The sequence below is a fragment of the Flavobacterium xueshanense genome, from assembly GCF_900112975.1.
GTDB lineage: Bacteria > Bacteroidota > Bacteroidia > Flavobacteriales > Flavobacteriaceae > Flavobacterium > Flavobacterium xueshanense.
In genome coordinates this window covers 318,619-336,203 of the sequence record NZ_FONQ01000002.1, presented here as the reverse complement: position 1 = coordinate 336,203, position 17,585 = coordinate 318,619, and the positions used below count along the sequence as shown (strand labels likewise).

At 33.5% G+C, this 17,585-nt stretch carries 23 protein-coding genes; 7 read left to right on the top strand and 16 right to left on the bottom strand.

Features of this window, described 5'->3' with window-relative positions:
* Positions 1–4: 4 nt before the first annotated feature.
* The 13 genes from atpH to BMZ76_RS03665 all read right to left on the bottom strand — a co-directional run bounded on the left by atpH (position 5) and on the right by BMZ76_RS03665 (position 10,755).
* Positions 5–538, bottom strand: a complete 534-nt coding sequence (gene atpH, locus BMZ76_RS03725) for an ATP synthase F1 subunit delta (RefSeq protein ID WP_091203370.1) — start codon at positions 536–538, stop codon at positions 5–7.
* 2 nt (positions 539–540) lie between these two features.
* On the bottom strand, positions 541–1,032 hold the full coding sequence (locus BMZ76_RS03720) for a F0F1 ATP synthase subunit B (protein ID WP_091166431.1): 492 nt from the start codon (positions 1,030–1,032) through the stop codon (positions 541–543).
* Positions 1,033–1,109: 77 nt separating this feature from the next.
* Positions 1,110–1,310 carry an ATP synthase F0 subunit C gene (gene atpE / locus BMZ76_RS03715; protein WP_026708812.1) on the bottom strand — a complete coding sequence of 67 codons (201 nt, stop codon included), beginning with the start codon at positions 1,308–1,310 and terminating at the stop codon, positions 1,110–1,112.
* A gap of 41 nt (positions 1,311–1,351) precedes the next feature.
* The gene (gene atpB / locus BMZ76_RS03710; RefSeq protein WP_091203369.1) at positions 1,352–2,503 is read right to left on the bottom strand and encodes a F0F1 ATP synthase subunit A; all 1,152 of its coding nucleotides are present in this window, start codon (positions 2,501–2,503) and stop codon (positions 1,352–1,354) included.
* 124 nt (positions 2,504–2,627) lie between these two features.
* Positions 2,628–3,011, bottom strand: a complete 384-nt coding sequence (locus BMZ76_RS03705) for a hypothetical protein (protein WP_091203368.1) — start codon at positions 3,009–3,011, stop codon at positions 2,628–2,630.
* On the bottom strand, positions 3,008–3,193 hold the full coding sequence (locus tag BMZ76_RS03700) for an AtpZ/AtpI family protein (RefSeq protein ID WP_317615049.1): 186 nt from the start codon (positions 3,191–3,193) through the stop codon (positions 3,008–3,010). Before BMZ76_RS03700 ends, BMZ76_RS03705 begins: the two co-directional genes overlap by 4 nt.
* A gap of 28 nt (positions 3,194–3,221) precedes the next feature.
* Positions 3,222–3,620, bottom strand: a complete 399-nt coding sequence (locus BMZ76_RS03695) for a bactofilin family protein (RefSeq protein WP_091203366.1) — start codon at positions 3,618–3,620, stop codon at positions 3,222–3,224.
* Between the two features lie 3 nt (positions 3,621–3,623).
* A complete protein-coding gene (porW, locus tag BMZ76_RS03690; protein WP_091203365.1) occupies positions 3,624–6,251 on the bottom strand; it encodes a type IX secretion system periplasmic lipoprotein PorW/SprE in 2,628 nt (875 codons plus the stop codon).
* Positions 6,252–6,564: 313 nt separating this feature from the next.
* Entirely contained in the window at positions 6,565–7,260 is a 696-nt protein-coding gene (locus tag BMZ76_RS03685; protein WP_091203364.1) for an ABC transporter ATP-binding protein, read from the bottom strand.
* Between the two features lie 50 nt (positions 7,261–7,310).
* Positions 7,311–8,780 (bottom strand): DUF5687 family protein, encoded by a 1,470-nt coding sequence (locus BMZ76_RS03680; protein WP_091203363.1) that lies wholly within the window; start codon positions 8,778–8,780, stop codon positions 7,311–7,313.
* A gap of 260 nt (positions 8,781–9,040) precedes the next feature.
* On the bottom strand, positions 9,041–9,721 hold the full coding sequence (locus tag BMZ76_RS03675; protein ID WP_091203362.1) for a hypothetical protein: 681 nt from the start codon (positions 9,719–9,721) through the stop codon (positions 9,041–9,043).
* A gap of 10 nt (positions 9,722–9,731) precedes the next feature.
* Positions 9,732–10,403, bottom strand: a complete 672-nt coding sequence (locus BMZ76_RS03670) for a hypothetical protein (protein WP_091203361.1) — start codon at positions 10,401–10,403, stop codon at positions 9,732–9,734.
* A 10-nt stretch (positions 10,404–10,413) separates the two neighbouring features.
* Positions 10,414–10,755: a PadR family transcriptional regulator gene (locus BMZ76_RS03665; RefSeq protein WP_091203516.1), complete on the bottom strand. Its 342-nt coding sequence runs from the start codon at positions 10,753–10,755 to the stop codon at positions 10,414–10,416.
* Between the two features lie 152 nt (positions 10,756–10,907).
* Between BMZ76_RS03665 and BMZ76_RS03660 the strand changes: the two genes are divergently transcribed.
* The 5 genes from BMZ76_RS03660 (at position 10,908) to BMZ76_RS03640 (ending at position 13,750) form a co-directional block, all read left to right on the top strand.
* On the top strand, positions 10,908–11,960 hold the full coding sequence (locus tag BMZ76_RS03660) for a ferredoxin--NADP reductase (RefSeq protein WP_091203360.1): 1,053 nt from the start codon (positions 10,908–10,910) through the stop codon (positions 11,958–11,960).
* Between the two features lie 176 nt (positions 11,961–12,136).
* Positions 12,137–12,682: a GNAT family N-acetyltransferase gene (locus BMZ76_RS03655; RefSeq protein WP_091203359.1), complete on the top strand. Its 546-nt coding sequence runs from the start codon at positions 12,137–12,139 to the stop codon at positions 12,680–12,682.
* A 196-nt stretch (positions 12,683–12,878) separates the two neighbouring features.
* On the top strand, positions 12,879–13,130 hold the full coding sequence (locus tag BMZ76_RS03650) for a type II toxin-antitoxin system ParD family antitoxin (protein WP_091203358.1): 252 nt from the start codon (positions 12,879–12,881) through the stop codon (positions 13,128–13,130).
* The gene (locus tag BMZ76_RS03645) at positions 13,123–13,416 is read left to right on the top strand and encodes a type II toxin-antitoxin system RelE/ParE family toxin (RefSeq protein ID WP_091203357.1); all 294 of its coding nucleotides are present in this window, start codon (positions 13,123–13,125) and stop codon (positions 13,414–13,416) included. Before BMZ76_RS03650 ends, BMZ76_RS03645 begins: the two co-directional genes overlap by 8 nt.
* A 25-nt stretch (positions 13,417–13,441) precedes the next feature.
* Positions 13,442–13,750, top strand: coding sequence for a hypothetical protein (locus tag BMZ76_RS03640; protein WP_091203356.1), 309 nt, complete (start codon positions 13,442–13,444; stop codon positions 13,748–13,750).
* 54 nt (positions 13,751–13,804) lie between these two features.
* Here BMZ76_RS03640 and BMZ76_RS03635 read toward each other — a convergent pair whose 3' ends face one another.
* Both BMZ76_RS03635 and BMZ76_RS03630 read right to left on the bottom strand, forming a co-directional pair.
* The gene (locus BMZ76_RS03635) at positions 13,805–14,821 is read right to left on the bottom strand and encodes a glycosyltransferase family 9 protein (RefSeq protein WP_091203355.1); all 1,017 of its coding nucleotides are present in this window, start codon (positions 14,819–14,821) and stop codon (positions 13,805–13,807) included.
* Positions 14,822–14,931: 110 nt separating this feature from the next.
* Positions 14,932–15,537: a DUF4254 domain-containing protein gene (locus BMZ76_RS03630; protein WP_091203354.1), complete on the bottom strand. Its 606-nt coding sequence runs from the start codon at positions 15,535–15,537 to the stop codon at positions 14,932–14,934.
* Between the two features lie 86 nt (positions 15,538–15,623).
* On the opposite strand from BMZ76_RS03630, the gene upp reads away from it, so the two are divergent.
* The gene (gene upp, locus BMZ76_RS03625; protein WP_091203353.1) at positions 15,624–16,277 is read left to right on the top strand and encodes a uracil phosphoribosyltransferase; all 654 of its coding nucleotides are present in this window, start codon (positions 15,624–15,626) and stop codon (positions 16,275–16,277) included.
* On the opposite strand, the gene BMZ76_RS03620 is transcribed toward upp, so the two are convergent.
* Positions 16,272–17,201 (bottom strand): DUF6427 family protein, encoded by a 930-nt coding sequence (locus tag BMZ76_RS03620; protein WP_091203352.1) that lies wholly within the window; start codon positions 17,199–17,201, stop codon positions 16,272–16,274. The two genes, upp and BMZ76_RS03620, sit on opposite strands and share 6 nt — an antisense overlap.
* A gap of 142 nt (positions 17,202–17,343) precedes the next feature.
* On the opposite strand from BMZ76_RS03620, the gene BMZ76_RS03615 reads away from it, so the two are divergent.
* On the top strand, positions 17,344–17,574 hold the full coding sequence (locus BMZ76_RS03615; RefSeq protein WP_091203351.1) for a DUF6341 family protein: 231 nt from the start codon (positions 17,344–17,346) through the stop codon (positions 17,572–17,574).
* Positions 17,575–17,585 lie beyond the last annotated feature (11 nt).

Here is a 17,585-nt window from a genome sequence, read left to right as displayed (position 1 = left end):
AAAACTAATTACTTAACTCTCTTTTTAATACTTGTAATCTATTGGCAACTGAAGCGTTGTATTGCTTATCACCTATTCTCAAAATAAAACCTCCAATTATCGCAGGATCTACTATGTTTTCTATTGTAATTTTTTTATCTGAAAATGTTGCTATTTTCGCTAAAACTTTTGTTTCTAAAGCCGCATCCATAGGAATTGCAGTAGTAACTTGCGCTACTTCGATACCATTTTCCAAGTCAGATAATTTACCATATTCAGTAGCAATAGCCCCTAATATTTCGAATCTTTTGTTTTCAAATAATAAATGAAATAACCCTTGAGTTACTCCGTTGATACCCGCAAAAACTTCTAACAAGGCATTTTCTTTTACCGCAACTTTAATGGTAGGATTTTGAATAAAAGTACTCAATTCTAAATTTCCATGAATAGTTGTAGCAATAGTTTTCATATCACTGCTTACTGCTTCGGCAACACCTTTTGAGTTTGCTAAGTCTAGAATTGCTTTTGCATAACGAATTGCTGCTCTTGTACTTGCCATAATTAGTTCAATTTAACGTCACCTAACATATTCTCAATCAATTTTGTTTGAGCTTCTTTGTTAGATAATTCATCCTTTAATACTTTTTCAGCAATACTCAAAGACAATGATGAAACTTGTGATTTCAATTCAGCCATAGCCGCATTTTTTTCTGCTAAAATAGCTGTTTTAGCTTGCTCGATCATTCTTGCGCCTTCTGCTTGTGCATCAGCTTTAGAATCAGCAATCATCTTTTCTCTCATTTCACGCGCTTCTTTCAATAAAGAGTCACGTTCTAATCTTGCTTCCTGAAGAATACGTTCGTTTTCGGCAGTAAGATTTTGCATTTCTCTACGAGCAGTTTCTGCTGAAGATAAGGCTTCATTGATTGAATCTTCTCTACCTTTTACTGCGCCAAGAATTGGTTTCCAGGCAAATTTTCTTAAAAGGATAAAGAAAACTATAAAGATGATCGAGGTCCAAAAAATTAAACTCTCTGGTGCTGTTAAATTCATATTTTTATATTTAAAAAGTTTGTTTTAGAAATAAAAACTCCCTGATACCAACCGTATCAGGAAGTTTTAAATTTTAATTATTGTGCGATCAACGCAACAACTACTGCGAAAAGTGCAACGCCTTCAATAAGTGCAGCAGCAATAATCATAGCAGTCTGGATTTTTCCAGCAGCCTCAGGTTGACGAGCAATAGCGTCCATTGCAGAACCACCAATTTTTCCAATACCTAGACCTGCACCAATAACAGCTAATCCAGCTCCGATTCCAGCTAATACCATAATACTAAATTTAATATAGTTAATAATTAATAAAACACATTTTAATGATGATCATGCTCTGCTACGGCCTGACCAATAAACAATGCTGTCAACAACGTAAAGACATAAGCCTGTAACGCCGCAACCAACATTTCAAGTACACTCATGAACAATACGAAAGCTCCAGAAATAGGCGCAACGGCTACTGTTTTGAATATAAAAATCAATGAGACTAAACTCAATATAATAATATGTCCTGCAGTAATATTCGCGAATAAACGAATCATTAATGCAAAAGGTTTTGTCAACATTCCAATGATTTCTACAGGAATCATAATGGGATATAATGCTTTAGGAACCGGAGGCATAAAAATATGTTTCCAATAATCTTTGTTAGCACTGAAAGAAGTTACAATAAAAGTAATCAATGCTAATACAAATGTAAAGAAGATATTTCCGGTAAGGTTTGAACTGAAAGGGAAAAAAGGAATCAATCCAATAAGGTTGTTAATCCAGATAAAGAAAAATATAGTCAATAAATACGGCATGTATTTCGCGTATTTTTTTGTTCCAATATTAGGTATCGCGATTTCATCTCTAACGAATATTACTAATGGCTCAAGAAATCCAGCGATTCCTTTTGGTGCTAGTTTATTTTTATTGTAAGAACGCGCTACAGCAAGGAACAAGAAGAACAATACAAGAGCTGACATTAACATCGAGAAAACATTCTTAGTGATTGAAAAATCAAGCGGTCTGGCGTCAAATGCGAAAGCACCATTTTTTCTTTCATCCTCCGTTAAGGTTTCAAATTTATCCGCATAAAAAATAACCTCGTTGAAACGAACTAATTTTTGACCATTAACATCAACAACATGGTGTCCTTCATTATCATGGTGAAATTGTTCTGAAGAAAAAATTTTCAATCCATTGTTTGTCCATAAAATCACAGGAAGATAAAACGTAATAGGATGACCATCATAATCCGCAATGTGAAATTCATGAGAATCTCCAATGTGATCATTAATCAATTCCGTAGCATTGAATTCTTTTTCAGCAGAATGACCTGTTTCTACGTGCGCTTCTGTAACAGGAGCAGCGTTTTCAGTATGATTTTGAAGGCTATCCGCTGTTGGATTTGCGAAAGTAACCAACGGCATACACGCTAGAAAAGTAACTAACAGGAATTGAAGTGATTTTTTAGAAATTACCATTATTAATTGTGTATCTGATTTTACGTTTTTAAAATTTTTTGCAAAGGTACATATTTAATTGAAAATTATAATGATGATTTCAAAAAATGAATTTTATAATCGTATTGCATTATTTTCAAGCAACTTATCTTTTATCTATTAATCGTACCGCAAAAACGGTTTCAAAAAGCAAAAATAGGAAATAAGGGATGAAAAAAGCTGCTATATCCAAATTAGTTTCTCTGCCTTCTGATTGTATCAATGGAATCAAAAAAACGACAGCCGCCATCATTTTCACAAAAGTGGTGCCCAGAAAAGCAAAACCAGTAAAATCAGGAAAATTTAAATTTACAAAAAGCAACAGCAAATAGATTAAAAGTGTGGTAACAAACAGGAAAAGATAAATACTCCAAGTAGCATAAAAAAATTCATGATGTGTATTCCAGGCTGCTGTTCCATAATATTGTGCAGCAAATAAGAGCAATGTGAAGGGTATTAAATACTTCAAAAACGGTAAAATTTTAATCATTCGTTATTTTTATTAATATTTTTAACTTGGCGAATTACGTTGTAAAGTGCTATAAAAACGGACAATAGTGATAAAATAATAGTGTAAAAGGAAGAGCTTTCATCTGAATATTTTTTATCTAACCACATCCCAAAGTAAGTGAACGCGAAAATAACAATTCCCATTTGAAACGGAATTCCCATAAATACCAACCACTTGTTGGAATTGTTTTTATTTGGTGTTTTGTTGTCCATCATTCAAGGTTTGATTTATACTATTGGTTTTCATCGCGCAAGACGCAGTGAAATCAGCGCCAGGTTCCACGGATAATTTTCCTACTGAAACTTCGCCATGAATACTGGCCTTCGCTTTTACATTCAGGATTTCAGTAACTTGTATTTTTCCGTCAAATTTTCCTTCGACATCCGCATTTTTACAGATAATATCGCCAGTGACACTTCCCGCAGGTCCAATAACTATTTTTCCTTCCGACTGAAAATTTCCTATTAAATTCCCGTCCAATCTAAAATCAGCTTGGGATATAATGTCGCCTTTTATAATTGTGCCTTCCACGATTCGATTGGTTTTTCCCAAAAGATCGGTGTAGGATTTTTGTTTTTTATTAAACATATTTTACTCTTTTGCTGGTACTAAGTACGTTTCAAGATTTTTCTTAATTTGAATCACTTTGTAGTTATCGCCCGAAACCACAATAGCTGGCTCGGTCATTTTATATTTTACATTTTCTTTCAAAACCAGTGCAATATCATCCGCGTAAACTCGTGATTTTATCCCATGAATTGTAATAAAATTTTCTTTCTCCGTGTAAATATCATACGAATAGTATAGTTTTTGAAGATTTTCACTCGCAATGAATAATTTGATTTTTTCTTCTAAAGCTTTTGTGTTTTTATCGTCTCGGGAACCCACAAGAAATAGAATTTTCCAATTGTTTGAATCTGTTGTTTTGAATTCCACTTTCTCTAAAAATGGGATTTGTTCGGTCAGAATAACTTGTGCATTTTTCCCTTCTTCACTGTTGGGATAATTATCCGCTACCACTTGCAATGCGTTCTTGTAGGCCGTCAAACCTTTTAATTTACCAATAGCATTTGCTTTTAGCAACTCAAATTTGGATACAATCTCATCTCCCGAAAACTGACTAATCAAAACGTCTGCGTTTTCTAAAACCGTAACAAATTGTTCTTGTTGAAATAACTTGTACCATTTATTATAGACATTTTCCGGGGTTTCATTTTGAGAAATTCCATTTGGATTAGTGTTATTAATTATTTGTGCATATCGAGAATCCGGAAATTGAGCTGAAATCTTGTTTTTCATTTCCGCCGCTCTATTTACATCTGTGATTTGATATAATTTATACAAATTATACATCGCCGGCGGCGTCAGTTTTTCTTCTGGATTATTGATTAAAAATTGTTCCAGTTTAGCAGTTGCTAAAGCATTTTCTTTGAATTTTTCCTTGTAAATAATCCCTAACTGATAATACGCAAAATTGCGTTCTTTATTGATGCTGTCCAATTCTATTTGCGCTGTTGGAAGCTGTTTCAGGTAAAAATCAGCGGTGTATTGTTCCATAATTTTATTTGGTTCCGCTTCCTTTTCAACGGATTGTTTATCCTCATCCGAAGCAGTAGCCAAAGCTGAATTTGCATTTCCTGATGAAATTCTCCAATTGCCATTTAATGTCCTTTCGCCCCAATTTTTCTTAAATTCTACTTTTCCAAAAGCGACCGTTGTAGGATTATAAAAATAGAAAACACCAGCTGCTGGTTGAGAAGCCGCACTGGTAATTGTAGGCGGAGCCATTGATGATTTACGGGCTGATTTTACCGGCTCTTGACCTGAAGCAGGATCCATCGAAGTAATCGCATTGTTTCTGTTTATGTTTTCCTGTTTCGCTTTGTTTTTCTCCTCTAAAAGTTGCTTAACCTCATCTTTTTCTTTTAGCGCAACAATGTACTTTTCAAAATAAGTTTTACGATCCGCAGGATTCATCGCAACCACATTTAAAATACTGTCATTTCGCTTTGCAAGCGCTTCATACAACATCACCTCATCGAGGTTACTTCTTATTTTTTGGATTTTTGCAAATTCCCTTGTTTTAATATTCAGTTTAACCAAAGTACTGTCGTAGTATTTTGCTGCCGACGGATATTCTGCATTTCGAAAATACAGGTTTCCTAAATTTCTGTAATTTGAAGCTACTAAATAGGTGTCTTTTGAATTGGTACGTAACGATGCATTATAAAAATTCAATGCAGTTTTCTGATTGTTTTGCTTGTCATGAAATACTGCCATTTGATGAAAAATCAAATCTTTGTACGGACGATTTTCCCGGTCTTGAATCAATTTATCGAATGTTTTTACAAAAGAAACCGAATCTCCCGCTTGGTAGTCAAACAACTCCGCTTTTTTGGCATGTGCCTGAATAACAAATTTGCGCTCCGCTTTTCGGTTCATAGCAATCACGGATTGATAGGAAGTAACAGCACTGTCTTTGTATCCTAATTCTTGATACAGTTGTCCCAAAACAAAACGGTAACGGGCTCTTTGCTGATTTACTTTCGTGAATTCTATTGCTAATTTTAGTTTAGCAACTGCACTGTCTTTTTCTTCTAAATTTAAAAAAGAAGCGGCTAAAAGAGCGTTTGCATCTGCAAAAACTTGTTTTTTTACATCTTGATCTTCTAATAATTTACTGATATTTTTTATCACCAAAGCATCATTTCCCAGACGCATGTTGGTTTTCTCCCGCCAAATTTTAGCTTCATAAATTCGGCTGCTGTTTGGGTATTTGTACAAAATATAATTGAATGCATCGAGTGCAGGAACAAATCGTTGGTCGTAATATCTGGCTTTTCCGAGCATCAGATACGCTTCGTCAATTTGACTGTTTTTTTCTTTACCACCAATGTTCATCGAATGTTTTTGAATGGCTTTGGTAGCTTTGGTTTCTGCCAATTCAAAATCGGTGTTTTTAGATTTTGTTGTGGAAGTGAAATCTTCTACAATTTGCATTTTTTCTACCGGCAGTAGTTGCCAAAAATCGTCATCGCTGTTGGTATTTACCGCCTCAACTCCTTTATCCAAGCCTACTTGACCGTTATATAAAATATTATATTTGGTACTCAAAGCATGTGAATTCCTAGCCATAAAAGTGTCTCTCTTTGTAGAACAAGCTACCAAAAAAGCAAAAAATAACAAGAAGGATAATGGTTTAAATATATTGATTTTCAATGGAAAACGTTTTTATCAATTAACTGCCAAATATACTTTTTAGTATATGAACTGGTAAAAATACATTTCTTTTTGATATCGTGAAAATTATGACATTATATTTGGATATTCATCTGGTGCGTAAGGGATGAAAGCGGCATCCTTTATTTTCTTTCTTTAAGAAAATAAAGATACAGCGGACAGCCCGACCCGAAGTTTTTACGGAGGGTTACGCCAAAAATAAACCGCTAATTCGCAAACTGAACACTCAAATTAATAAATGCAATTCGCAAATTAGCGGTAAAAGTTTTGTCTACGACTGTTGCGTTGAATTTTAAACAGCAAAAAACAGTTCTAATTCCTGTAACGTCTCTTGCGAAGTTTGAATGTCTTTGACCACTTCACCTTTGTGCAACGCGACAATCCTGTTGCTGACCTCAACGGTGTGCAGTAAATCGTGGCTGGAAACCAAGACGGTTACTTCCGGATTATCAGCTAAATCCTTGATAATTTTTTTTAATCGAAATTGGGTGGTTGGGTCTAAATTGGCAAACGGTTCGTCCAGAATAATGACTTCCGGATTCCCAATTAAGGTGGCAATGATGCCTACTTTTTTCTGGTTTCCTTTGGATAAATCGCGTAAATATTTCTTGTTTTTAAGTATTTCTCCGTTGAAAAACTCTTCGTGTGTTGCCAGTAAAGCATCGACATCGGCTTTGTTTTGTCCGCGTAAATCACCAATGAAATAAAAATATTCTTCCGGCGTTAAGTACCCAATCAGGAAGCTTTCATCTAAGAAAGAAGCAGTAAATGGTTTCCAGTTTTCGCTGGTGTTTACCTGAATGTCATTATTGATAATATTTCCTGTTGATGGCTGGATTAAATCCAATAAGAGACTGAAAAAAGTGGTTTTTCCGGCTCCGTTATTCCCTACTAATCCAAAGCTTTCGCCTTTTTTTATTTCTAAAGTATCTATTTTTAATACGGTTGTTCCGTTGTATGTTTTCGAAAGGTTGTTTACTTGTATCATTTTTTGAAGTTTAATCGTTTAACTGGTTACTTGGGTAATGTGATTGCTAATTATCCTTTTTGTTTATAAGCCGCAATGGTCGCGTATTTCTCTGATTTGTAGATTTTTTCAATCAACGAAAATGCTTTCTCTTTGAATGCAAAACCAATCACTCCTGCCCCTGTTACTAGCGCTAAGCCTACATTTGGATTTGCATATTTAGAGCCTAGCCAATACAACAAAACGGGCAAAGCCAACTGCGGAATCGAAATCAACATGGTTTTTACATTGAATGCTTTTTTATCGCCAAAAGCACCTTTTCCGGAACTTAAATCGATTGGTGTTTTGGTGTATGCACCACCCAATAAAACCAAATGAGAATTGACTCCGATGTTATAAATCGCACCCACAACAATTGTTAAATATACCTGCCATCCAAAATAAAGATAGAACGATGCAATGGTAGTGGTCACTATTGTAGCAATTACCATCAGCCACCATTTCGAACTCAAATAGCCTTTGTACGGAATGTTTTGCGTCATCATCAACTGGTAATAGGCGCTGTCCCAACTCGGTACAAATTGTCCAAAAGTGATTAAGAATCCGCCCGAAACAAAAATCCCGGCAAAAATGTGCATTACAGGATTATTATAAGCTTCGATCCCATTAGTAAAGAAAAGCAAACCATAAAAAAGGAACATGACACTCAATCCCACGGTAGTTTTTGACCGTTTGTTTCTTTTGATTAATTTAATGTCGTTTTTTAAGAAGGTTCCTATGGTTCCAAATTGGTTTAACCAAGTCAGCTCCTCCGTTTTGGCAACATCATGTTTGTTTGACAATCCAGCGTCGAGGTATAAATTCTTTTTAAAATACTGGAAAGTAACATAATATATAGCTATTAGACCCAAAACCGGAATGGCAAAAGCCCAATACGTATTGAAAATAGCATTGAAAAATGGCGCTGTTAACTCCGTGATATTAAAGAGTCCGTAATAATGTAATCCTCCTAAAATAGCAGCCATTGCTAAGAAAATTGCAAATAAATTATCCTTATTACTCAGTAGAATATTGAGGAAATTGTTGGTGAATAGCAAAGAAAAGATGGCAGTGTACCAAAGCACGACGGAAAGCACATCATAACCTTCGATGATTAAAACAACACAAAACGGAATCAGGAAAAAACCATGCACCAAATTGAAGAATGACAAAACGGTTTTCCCCAAAGAGAAATGAACAATTGTGGATTTTTCAATTGGAAAAATCAACATCGGACGAATGTTCATCACCGGGATTTTTTGCAACAGCAATCGGATGATTAAATCCATCAATACATAATAAATCATGAATTGATTTACAGTTACGATGGGATCGAAATTCATTTTCTTCAGAATATAAAAGGCCCCGACTCCTAATGCTAGGAAAATTAAAATGAAATAAATGGCCACAAAGCCCATCAGGATTTTCAAAGCCAGATTAGTAGCGAAGGAAGCTGACCTAAAAAATGCTTTCCATTCGAGATAAAGGAATTTTTGAATCATAATTTGGTTATTTTGGTTTTGTAATATGTAGTCAAAACAAGAAAACGTTACAAGTTTTCTTATTTATATTCCGGGTAGGTTTGTTTTTAATAGGCTTCTACTTTGGAAGGGATTATTTTAAAAGTGATGAAAAGTACGATGCTTACTACTATAAAAACAATATTTACTCCCAATAAAAAATAGTCATTGATTAAAAAACTATTGAATAGTTGGAACAATATGTTGTGGATAAAGTCGGTCTGTCCGTTGGACTATCAGTTTCATGCATTAGAAATAGACAGTTTCTTTTTGAATTGTAAGTGTTTGTAAAAAAATTTTAAATTCCCATAAACTAAGAATAAATAAGTTAAAGCTACAATCAAGGATCCGACTCTTATTTCTAAATTTTCATTCGTAACAAGGATGGGGAAAAAACCAGATCCGATGAGCAAACCGTAAAGCAAAATCAAAGAAAAACTTTTATTAAACCAAAATAAATATGTTGTTTTTGTTTTGGATTTTAAAACAAATAGTCTTGCACTTACAATCAATAATGCACCCAGTACGCATGTCGTTTGTAAAACAAAAACAATGCCCGATAAAATTGAAGGACTCTGAAATTTACTCTTAATCAATAAAATTAAAACCGTAAGCATACAGACAGTAACTCCGGCGACAAGGAGTTCCTTTTTCTTGTCATCGGCAAATTTATCTGAAATAATCTTTGGGGCTAAAAACCCATAACCTAGCAATAAATTATGCGAAGTTGGTTTTAATTGTGGCTTCCATTTATCAAATACCTTTGTTAAAATAATCTCAAAAGGTTTCGCTTCACTAAAAGCTTCCGCCTCAATTTCTGAAGCAATATGATCAATCAATTCTAGTTTAATATCATCATAAACAACTCCATTTAAAACAAGCGTTTCTTCAATAATCGTTAGTTGGTGGTTAGTTAGTTTCATCTTCAAAAAATTATGTTAGTTGGTATTGTTTTTTGACATTTTCGTTTGTTTTCTTTTGAAGATGAATTGCTGTAATTGAAATCAAAATTCCTAATACCCAAATACAACAAAAAAACAATATTAACCATTGGTATTGCAGTAATTCTTCTTTCAGTTGTCTAGTTATATTCATTCCCAAAGAAGGAAAAGAAAATACCAAAAGATTAGGGTTTAAGGTTTCTAAAGTTAAAAAATGCTTACCATCAATTTCTTTGCTTTTCCACCAGTAATACAGCGATGGTAAACCAATGAGTAATAAAGAACAAAATAATACCGCTAAATATTTCTGAGGACTAACAAAAAAAAATGAAAAAGTATACGCGAGATACACTAATATGATACTTCCAATAATTTTAGGAAACTTCAAATACTCAGTTATCATTTTCCATTGTACTTTCCTGTACTCTTTTTGCAAAATACGTTTTCTTTCCTTTGTAATAGATTTAAAACTTGAATCCCCTACAAATTTTTTTGCTGCATGCTGTTTTACTTGCTCAAAAGTTAGTTCAGGATCTTTCCCCCAAATTTCCTCCATACTAGTTACCATGTGATCTGTAAATTCTACTTGTAATTCATACCACTTGATTTCAAAGGATTTGACATAATTAGATACATATTCTATTTGTTCGGTGGTTAGTTTCATCTTCAAAAAATTAAAATTCTAATTTTGGGCTTGCGTTCACTAAACTCTGCATGTTTCGGATGAAATCTTCGAGTTCTGAGAGTCGGTTTACGGTTTCTCTCTGACCGCTTTCCGTGAGTTTGTAATATTTACGCATGCGGTTGTCCACTTTTTCGATTTCTACATCCAGTAAACCCTCCGCTTCCAGTTTGTGCAAAGCCGGATACAAAGCGCCTTCGGTAATGTTGAGTTCGCCTTGGGTAATCACCTTGACTTTTTGGGTGATTTCATACCCGTACATCTTGCCGTTTTCTTCGAGCAATTTCATTATAATCGTATTCAGACTTCCTTTATATAATTGTGAGTTTTTCATTTTTTTATCATTGCGAGGCACGAAGTAATCTCATTTTGAAAAACAAATATACATAAGATTCTTATACATAATAGTTTTAGGTATTAAAATTTTCAAATATTTTGGATTCAAAAAATCTAATGTGTTTCCTATCTTTGTAAAAAAATAATCACATGTCATCCTTTCTGAAATTAATAATAAAAGAAGTAAAACGCGAAACCAAAGACGCTGTTTCGATACTTTTTAACGTACCCGAGGAATTAAAAGCAGATTACGCTTATATTGCCGGTCAATACATCAACTTAAAATTAACACTTGACGGTACTGAAATTCGTCGGGCGTATTCTATCTGTTCTTCTCCCGAAAGCGGCGAGTTGCGCATTGCAGTGAAAGCTGTCAAAAACGGTGCTTTCTCACAATTTTCTAATACAAAACTCAAAGTTGGCGATGTTCTTGAAGTAGGAAAACCAGAAGGGAAATTCACTTTTGATCCCCAAGTGGATCGACAAAAAAACTACGCAGCTTTTGTAGCGGGAAGCGGAATCACACCAGTGATGTCTATCTTAAAATCCGTATTGAAAAATGAACCGAAGAGTTCTTTTGTATTGGTTTACGGAAACAAAACGCCTGAAGAAACTATCTTCCATCAAGAATTACACGATTTGCAATTGCAATATGTAGGACGTCTTTTTGTTCATTATGTTTTCAGTCAAGCCAAAGTTGAACATGCCTTGTTTGGACGAATTGAAAAATCGACGGTGAATTTTATTTTGAATAACAAACACAAGGAATTAGAATTTGATAAGTTCTTTTTGTGTGGACCGGAAGAAATGATCAATATTGTTTCTGGTGTTTTAAAAGAACATAATGTAAAAGAATCGGCAATAAAATTTGAATTGTTTTCCACTTCTACGAAAGAACATAAAATAGAACAATCATTAGAAGGTCATACTAAAATTACCATAATGGTAGATGATGAGGAAACGACTTTCGAAATGTCACAAAAACAAACCGTTCTTGATGCCGCTTTAAAGCAGGGTATTGATGCTCCGTATTCATGCCAAGGCGGAATATGCAGCAGTTGTTTGGCTCGCGTTATCTCCGGAACTGCCGAAATGACTAAAAATTCCATCCTTACCGATAAAGAAATCGCAGATGGACTTATTCTTACCTGTCAAGCGCATCCTACCTCAGCGACTATTTATGTGGATTATGATGATGTTTAAGAATTAGTCTGAATTATAACAAAAACTTCTCTGAAAAGGGAAGTTTTTTTGTTTTGAGAAGATTTTGATTTGTAGTATATTAGCAGAATAATAGTACATTAAAATCTACACTGTTTTTGAATCCTATGAGGTAACACCTTATATTTATTTACTTTGATAATCTTCTACAAAAAAATATGAAAATTAAAAAAATTGAAATTGAACAACTAATAACTGAAAAATTAATACTTAAACCTTTTACAATTTCATTTTGTCAAAATATTTTAAACAATGATTTTAGTGATTTAGAAAAATGGAACTTTCAAAAAGGGAAAAGTTGGCCAGACAATGATGTTTTAGAAACATTACCTAGAATTATTAATAATCTAACTAAAGTAGGTTCTCCAACGGGTTATGAATCTTGGATGATAATCAAAAAAGACACGTTGGAAATAATTGGAGATTTAGGATTTAAAGGATTTAACAATAAAGAAGAAAATATTGATATAGGATATGGCATAATTAAAGAGGAAAGACGAAAAGGTTTCGCAGAAGAAGCAGTAAGAGAAATAATAAAATGGGCTTTCTCAAACGAAATAATAAAAGAAATTACTGCAAATTGTTTAACCGAAAATAATAGTTCGATAAATCTTCTGAATAAATTTAATTTTGCACAGATAAGAATAGAAAATGATATGATATATTGGAATTTAATTAAAAAGAATTATAAAAAAACAAACTAAAATTACCTCTAACCGTAGTTTTACTTTATTTGGTTTTAGGCTTAATTTAAAGTTGTCTTATCCTTGTAAATCGAGTGATTGATAAAAATTTAATATATACTTTTCCCCTGCTACAAGAAACAGGGAAACGTTAAATTTTCAGAACAAACATTTCAATTGTTACCAATTTTTGGTACTTTAGTAAAAAATTAAAATCATGGGAAAGAACACGTCAATCTCTTTAGGAAATCATTTTGAAATTTTTGTCGAAAAAAGTATTTCAAAAGGTCGATTTCAAAATGCAAGTGAGGTAATTCGGGCTGGTCTTCGTATGCTAGAAGAAGAAGAAGATAAAGTTCTACTATTAAAAAATGCCATTCAGGAAGGAATCGATAGTGGACTTGCAAAAGACTTTGACCCAAAAAATCACCTAGAAACGTTACAAGCAAAGAAAAGAGTAAATGGCTAAATATTATTTGACAAATTTAGCTGTAAATGATTTAGCTGAAATCTGGGAGTATACTTATGAGGAATGGTCAGAAAAACAAGCCAATAAATATTATAAACAACTATTAGAATCTTGTCAGGAATTAGCCAACTATCCCAACTTTGGGAAAAATTATGTGTTAATTCAACCTGATATTTTAGGATTTAAAACCAATCATCACATTATTTTTTATAGAATTATTTCGGTCAAAGAAATAGAAATAATAAGGATTCTTCATGAAAGAATGGATTTGAAATCTAAGCTTTAAACTGAGACTGTAAACTGTTTTTTATATGAAATCCATTCGAGAAATATTCAAAAACAACCCTTCCCTTCTTAACGAACCAGAAGTAACGCAACTTTTAGAATATTGTGAGCAATTACAAGATGAAATAGTGGAATTCAAATTTCAAAAAACAACCAACAAAGAATTGGCAATGCTTGATATGCTTAAAGAAGTCATAAAAGGCTGCGATGCTATCGAAAAAGAACAAGCCGAGCACGAACGTTTTGGGTATGACGCTCCAAATTATCAGGAAACCATTTCGAATTTAAAAAGATATATTTTGAAGCGATGTCAAGACGAAATAATTTGGCTTTGAATTCTTGAACCATTAAAGAATTAAGTTTCATTAAATCTTAAATCTCTTAATGCCTTAATGGTTCAAAAGAATATTTTTTGTTTTTAAAACTATTGATTCCGGCAAAATCGTTCGCATGGCATCTTCATAACCTGCAACTTTTTTATTTCCATACACCGAAGTTGGTAATTTTGGAAAAATATTTCTATCGGAAACCAAAGAATTTTCCAATGGCTGATTAAACGGTGAAAATCCTGCATACGGATGCGTAGCGCCCCAAAGTGTAATTACTTTTACGCCCAACATAGCCGCAATGTGCGCATTCCCGGAATCCATCGAAAGCATCACATCCAAATTACTGATGAGCTGCAATTCTTGCTGCAATTTGAGTTGCCCAGCCATATTGATTACGTTTTTTTTGTTGGAAGCAAGTGAATTCAATAGTTCAATTTCTTTTTTTCCACCGCCAAAAAGTAAAATGGTATGTGTTGTATTTAAAGCTAATTTGTCAATTACTTGCTTCATCAAATCCAACGGATATACTTTAGAATCGTATTGTGCAAAAGGAGCAATTCCTATAAGTTTGTGATTTTTTCCTCCAATTATCGTCAGAATTTCATGGCCCAAAATTGGTTTGTCAGGAAAAACTGGATGTGATAAATCAACTGTAAAACCGAGTTGTTCAAATACTTTGACGTGTCTTGCAAACATCGTAGGGAGTTGCTGAAACACTTTATTTTCGGATTGGGTCAACGCTTTTTTTCCTGCTCTTCCTTTATCCACCGAACCTGTTTTTTTTCTGCTTAACGCAAAAAGATTTCGGATGACTTTAGAACGCAAAACGTTGTGTAAATCGGCAAAAGCATCAATGTTTAAACCTTTTAAATCTTGGAACAAGCGCAACAATCCCAAAAACCCTTTGTGTCGTTCTTTTTCATCGAAAGCAAAAAAAGAAAGATTGGGAATTTCTTCAAAAAAAGGTTCGAAAAACGGTCTGGAAATCACTGTGATTTTAACTTGTGGATGATGGTTTACAAAAGCGCGTAAAACAGGAACCGTCATGGCGACATCTCCCATTGCGGAAAGTCTCATGACGGCTATATGTTTGATGCTAGTTGCCAATTAATTATTGTTTAAAAACCATTAGGTAATTAAGAGAAACTTAATGAATCTTAATACTTTTATGGTTCAAAATATCTTTTTTACTTCTTGTTTTGGTACAAAACAGGATTCAAATCATCATCATTGTACATTTTCATTTGTTTGTACACTTTCATGAATTTATTGCCATTTTCAATGTCTGTCAATAAATCATCAATAGCAGTTGACAAATCTGTTCTTTGCTCCAATAAAATATTCAACTTTGTCTGACACTTATCTCTGTGCTCTTGTGAAGCTGCGGCACGATTAGTTTCTTCTTGCATGTGATAAATTTTCAATGCCAAAATCGACAATCGGTCAAAAGCCCACGCCGGACTTTCGGAGTTGATTTTTGCATTATCTTTTACGATTACAAGACTGTGTTTTTGAAGAAAATAACTGTCAATATATTCCACCATATCGGTACGTTCCTGATTAGAAGCATCAATTCTTCTTTTCAATGTTAAAGCAGCCACAGGATCAATATTTGGATCCCGAATAATATCTTCAAAATGCCATTGAACGGTATCAATCCAGTTTTTGTGATACAATAAATGTTCAAATTTATCCTTCGGAAAAGGATTATTTATAGGCTGGTTAACGTTATCAAATTGATGATAATCTTTGATGCTTTGTTCGAATACGGAGTACGCTAATTTTGAAAACATATCTTTATATATTAAAAGACAAAGATACTTTTTATACTTTTATACCATAAAAAAATAACTGTAAGTTTAATTACAAAAATAAAACCATGCAAATTCATTATTTATCGGAAGGAAACAGTATTCTAAATCATTTTTTGGGACAGATACGCAATGTAAATGTTCACAATGACAGCATGCGTTTCCGAAGAAATATTGAACGTATTGGCGAAATAATGGCGTATGAATTAAGTAAAGAACTGCATTATAAAAGTGTCGAAATCCAAACGCCGCTAGGTATAAAAAACACGACTGAGATTAAAGATCAACTGGTTTTATGTTCTGTTTTAAGAGCCGGATTGCCACTGCATTTGGGTTTTTTGAATTATTTTGATAATGCCGAAAATGGTTTCGTATCTGCTTACCGTCACCATCCCAACAATGATGATTACTTTGATATCTTAGTGCAATATCAAGCCATTGCTGACATCAACAACAAAAATCTGCTGTTAGTTGATCCCATGCTTGCCACCGGTCAATCTATTGTAAGCGTTTTCAATAAATTGATGGAAAAAGGAACGCCAAAAGAAATTCATATCGCAGTTGTAATTGCCGCACCAGAGGGCATCGCGCATTTGGAAGAACATCTGCCGAAAAACTGTCATCTTTGGGTCGCTTCATTAGACGAAAAACTTAATGAACACAGCTATATTGTTCCCGGTCTGGGAGATGCGGGAGATTTAGCCTACGGTGAAAAATTATAGTTGGCTGAAAAAAGCAAATAAACTGCAGGTTATAAGCACAAAAAGTACCATTTCCTGCTTCAATTTTAGTTGTGGCATTTCGATGTGACTCGTTGCCAGTATGGCCAAAGGCGCAAATGTAAAAAGCAATAAGTCATTACTTTTATTATCCGAAATCAGAAAAATTATTACTCCAATAAAGAAAGAGGCGATAATTTTTTTGAAAGAAGTATGCAGCAATTGTGGTCTGCTTGACAATGTGGCAAACATAGAAACCAAGAAAAACAGGGCAACAGTTGCATAAATAGACAAAGCCCCATTTTGATAATTATTCGTGAAATAATCAATCTTAAAATTGATTTGTACACTTTTAAGGATGTATTCAATGACATTTAAATCGAAAACCGTTGCAAAAAGCAGGAACATGATTACTGCTATAAAAAAAGCGATAAAAGGTAATATCCAGTTTCTATAATCGCTGGAAACGTGAAAAATTATTGATATAAAAACTAACACTAGAAAGATTATACTCCAAAAATGAAATAACGCAGCCAGAAAAATCCATAATGAAGCATCAAATATTTTTTCTTTGGAAGCTTTTAGAGATTGTAATGAAATCAATCGGCGAAGCGCCAACAGAATAAAGAAATTAGACAAAATCAAGTTTAAATTATCTAGCGCTGAAGGAAAAAAAAGTAGAAACAAAAAGTAAAAAAAAATCGTGTATGTGCTGTCTTTACTCAATCCGTTTTTCTTTGCCACAAAATCGGTAATAAAAACAGAAGCAACAACAACACAGAACAATCCCCCTTTTTGTGCGGTAGAAAAAAAAGAATTTGTCCAAGATAAATCTTGAAATTGGAAAAATAAAAAGAAAACCAGCATTAAAATTACGACCAATGAAAAATTTAACGGTGTAGATTTTCTAAAAACACTTGTTATCATACGGATATTTTATACTTTTGTGTTCGTAAATATAATACTTGTTTAAAAAGTAAACCCTGCTTGTTCAAAAAGATTCTTCTAAATCAGAACTTTTACAAATCAGAGTTGCCAAAAACAACTATTAAAATTAATTCTATACATTATGAAATCATTTTTCGAAGGAATACAATATTTATTTGTTGATATTCTATTTGCTCCACTAGACTTTTTACGCTCATTAGAGTTGAGTTCTTGGTTTGTTGCAAATACAATCAACTGGATTTTTATGATTATTTGTGCTGCCGCAATGGTATATTGGATCAGACAATTAAAGATTTTTGAAGACGCTGGAACAGAAAAGCAAGATACTACCGCTCACTCTTTCTTAAAATAATATTTAAAAAA

Bases quoted from the DNA above. Each gene is read 5' to 3' on its own strand.
- atpH (WP_091203370.1), bottom strand. From the start codon at position 538: ATGGCAAGTACAAGAGCAGCAATTCGTTATGCAAAAGCAATTCTAGAC.
- BMZ76_RS03665 (WP_091203516.1), bottom strand. From the start codon at position 10,755: ATGAAAAACTCACAATTATATAAAGGAAGTCTGAATACGATTATAATG.
- BMZ76_RS03640 (WP_091203356.1), top strand. From the start codon at position 13,442: ATGAAATCCATTCGAGAAATATTCAAAAACAACCCTTCCCTTCTTAAC.
- upp (WP_091203353.1), top strand. From the start codon at position 15,624: ATGCAAATTCATTATTTATCGGAAGGAAACAGTATTCTAAATCATTTT.
- BMZ76_RS03670 (WP_091203361.1), bottom strand. From the start codon at position 10,403: ATGAAACTAACCACCGAACAAATAGAATATGTATCTAATTATGTCAAA.
- BMZ76_RS03635 (WP_091203355.1), bottom strand. From the start codon at position 14,821: ATGAGACTTTCCGCAATGGGAGATGTCGCCATGACGGTTCCTGTTTTA.
- BMZ76_RS03675 (WP_091203362.1), bottom strand. From the start codon at position 9,721: ATGAAACTAACTAACCACCAACTAACGATTATTGAAGAAACGCTTGTT.
- BMZ76_RS03695 (WP_091203366.1), bottom strand. From the start codon at position 3,620: ATGTTTAATAAAAAACAAAAATCCTACACCGATCTTTTGGGAAAAACC.
- BMZ76_RS03650 (WP_091203358.1), top strand. From the start codon at position 12,879: ATGGGAAAGAACACGTCAATCTCTTTAGGAAATCATTTTGAAATTTTT.
- BMZ76_RS03720 (WP_091166431.1), bottom strand. From the start codon at position 1,032: ATGAATTTAACAGCACCAGAGAGTTTAATTTTTTGGACCTCGATCATC.
- BMZ76_RS03630 (WP_091203354.1), bottom strand. From the start codon at position 15,537: ATGTTTTCAAAATTAGCGTACTCCGTATTCGAACAAAGCATCAAAGAT.
- BMZ76_RS03660 (WP_091203360.1), top strand. From the start codon at position 10,908: ATGTCATCCTTTCTGAAATTAATAATAAAAGAAGTAAAACGCGAAACC.
- BMZ76_RS03685 (WP_091203364.1), bottom strand. From the start codon at position 7,260: ATGATACAAGTAAACAACCTTTCGAAAACATACAACGGAACAACCGTA.
- BMZ76_RS03645 (WP_091203357.1), top strand. From the start codon at position 13,123: ATGGCTAAATATTATTTGACAAATTTAGCTGTAAATGATTTAGCTGAA.
- BMZ76_RS03615 (WP_091203351.1), top strand. From the start codon at position 17,344: ATGAAATCATTTTTCGAAGGAATACAATATTTATTTGTTGATATTCTA.
- BMZ76_RS03655 (WP_091203359.1), top strand. From the start codon at position 12,137: ATGAAAATTAAAAAAATTGAAATTGAACAACTAATAACTGAAAAATTA.
- BMZ76_RS03705 (WP_091203368.1), bottom strand. From the start codon at position 3,011: ATGATTAAAATTTTACCGTTTTTGAAGTATTTAATACCCTTCACATTG.
- BMZ76_RS03680 (WP_091203363.1), bottom strand. From the start codon at position 8,780: ATGATTCAAAAATTCCTTTATCTCGAATGGAAAGCATTTTTTAGGTCA.
- atpE (WP_026708812.1), bottom strand. From the start codon at position 1,310: ATGGTATTAGCTGGAATCGGAGCTGGATTAGCTGTTATTGGTGCAGGT.
- atpB (WP_091203369.1), bottom strand. From the start codon at position 2,503: ATGGTAATTTCTAAAAAATCACTTCAATTCCTGTTAGTTACTTTTCTA.
- BMZ76_RS03620 (WP_091203352.1), bottom strand. From the start codon at position 17,201: ATGATAACAAGTGTTTTTAGAAAATCTACACCGTTAAATTTTTCATTG.
- BMZ76_RS03700 (WP_317615049.1), bottom strand. From the start codon at position 3,193: ATGGGAATTCCGTTTCAAATGGGAATTGTTATTTTCGCGTTCACTTAC.